The 2,161-nt window shown below is 58.2% G+C and carries 2 protein-coding genes; both read right to left on the bottom strand.

Annotated elements, in window-relative coordinates:
* A partial coding sequence (locus tag BKD70_RS23625) for a Re/Si-specific NAD(P)(+) transhydrogenase subunit alpha (protein WP_070415509.1) occupies window positions 1-1,004 on the bottom strand: 1,004 nt, incomplete at its 3' end.
* 452 nt (window positions 1,005-1,456) lie between these two features.
* Window positions 1,457-2,161, bottom strand: a 705-nt coding sequence (locus tag BKD70_RS23620; protein WP_070415508.1) for a LysR substrate-binding domain-containing protein, incomplete at its 5' end; no start/stop codon positions are given.

The raw sequence follows: 2,161 nt of genomic DNA, 5'->3' as shown, positions 1-2,161 counted from the left end.
AGCAGGTTGCGCGCATACAAGGCCGACGCATCGGCGGCGACAGCGCCCGCCAGGTTGGTCGGGCCGCAGATGATCACGCCGTTTTCCACCACGACCTGGTCGGCCACGGTCAGCGGGCAGTTGCCACCCTGGGCAGCGGCGAGGTCGATGACCACCGAGCCGGGTTTCATCTGCGCCACGGTATCGGCGCTGAGCAGGGTCGGCGCCTTGCGGCCCGGGATGAGGGCGGTGGTGATGACGATATCGGCCTGTTTGGCGCGTTCGTGCACGGCCAGGGCCTGGCGTTGCATCCAACTGGTGGGCATCGGGCGTGCGTAGCCCCCGACACCGACGGCGCATTCACGCTCTTCATCGGTTTCGTAGGGAACGTCGACAAACTTGGCGCCCAGGGATTCGATCTGCTCCTTAACCGCCGGGCGTACGTCGGACGCTTCGATCACCGCGCCCAGGCGCTTGGCCGTGGCGATGGCTTGCAGGCCCGCCACACCGGCGCCAAGGATCAGTACGCGTGCGGCTTTTACAGTGCCGGCAGCAGTCATCAGCATCGGCATGAAGCGCGGGTAGTGATGAGCGGCCAGCAACACGGCCTTGTAACCGGCGATGTTGGCTTGCGAAGACAGCACATCAAGGCTTTGAGCGCGTGACGTGCGCGGCGCGGCTTCCAGGGCGAAGGCGGTGATGCCGCGCTCGGCGAGCTTGGCGATGGTTTCGTTGCTGAACGGATTGAGCATGCCCACCAATACGGTGCCACTTTTGATCAGCGCAAGTTCGCTGTCGCTGGGGGCAACCACTTTGAGAATCAGCTCGGCGCCAAATGCGTCGTTGGCGCTGCCAATGGTAGCGCCTGCCGTTTCATAGGCACTGTCGACGATGCTGGCATTGATGCCTGCGCCGCTTTGTACAGTGACCTTATGGCCCTGGCCGATCAGCTTCTTGATGGTTTCCGGGGTGGCAGCCACCCGCGTTTCACCGGTCTGGGTTTCGAGAGGAACACCAATGTGCACGTCAAATCTCCTGCATGATCTTTTTGCTTTTGATCTTTTTGTAAAAAGGCCAGTGCACCGCGAGTGGCGCAACTGGGGCGGCCGATCAGCACGATCCCGCTGAAATGACAGCGGGGCGCGGCATTTTGCAGGCGAACTTTACGGCCATCAAGGGATTATGACGGGTGACGAAAAATTAACTACAAGTCACCCTGTGACTGATTGTCGCAACAGGCTGAAATAACCTCTTTAAATACAGGTCTTTAAAGGCGTTCAGGCGTTTTCGGTCCGTTTTTCCATTGCCAGTGTGAATAGTCGTGCATTGACCGGTAAGAGTCGCTACGAGCCATGAAATACATGGCTTTTAGCCTTATTTTTGGCTGACAAGTACAGCCTGTTTAAATGCGACATATACGTACATCTGTAGGCTCTTAATTTATTTGACTACAAAGTCAGTAATTGCGCTTTGTCCTTCATTTACTTGGGTTGTAGCGTCTTGACTGGTCGACCAGCCAGTCCCTGAATGCATGCAGAGAGGCAGATTCGACCTTTCTGTCAGGAATCATCAGGTAATAAGCCTTTTCGCTGGTCAGTGCTTCAGTGCTGGCGATTACCAATTGTTGCTCCTTCAGCTCCTGCTGGATGAGGAAAGGAGGGATCAGTGCGATGCCCATGTCATGCATGGCCGCTTGAGACAGCATCGAGAATAGCTCGTATCGAGGGCCTGTCATGTCGCGAGGGATGCTCAGTTGTTGGGCGTTGAACCATTGGCGCCAGGCGTAGGGGCGTGTGGTCTGCTGCAGCAGTGGCAGCTCGGCGATCTGTTGAGGGGTGAAGTGCGTGCGGTCGCCGAGTAAGCGCGGGCTGCAGACCGGTACTGGGTTTTCGCCCATCAGCCTGTGGGATTGCGTACCCGACCAATCGGCATCTCCGAAGTAGATCGCCGCATCGAACTCGGTATCGGCGAACAGGAAGGGGCGTGTGCGGTTCGTCAGGTTCACCGTGACTTCCGGGTGCTGATGTTGAAAGTCCTTCAGGCGTGGGATCAGCCACTGCGTGCCGAAGGTGGGCACCACCGCCAGTTCGATCACATTGGCGCCTTGCTGGCCCATTACCGACAAGGTGTCGCGCTCCACGGCGTCCAGCTGTGTTGCAACCCTACGGCTATAAGACAGCCC

This window comes from Pseudomonas sp. BS-2016 (assembly GCF_001806145.1).
GTDB classification, from domain to species: domain Bacteria; phylum Pseudomonadota; class Gammaproteobacteria; order Pseudomonadales; family Pseudomonadaceae; genus Aquipseudomonas; species Aquipseudomonas lundensis.
Note: the sequence above shows the minus strand (reverse complement) of the source record. Positions and strands in the feature narration are given on the sequence as shown.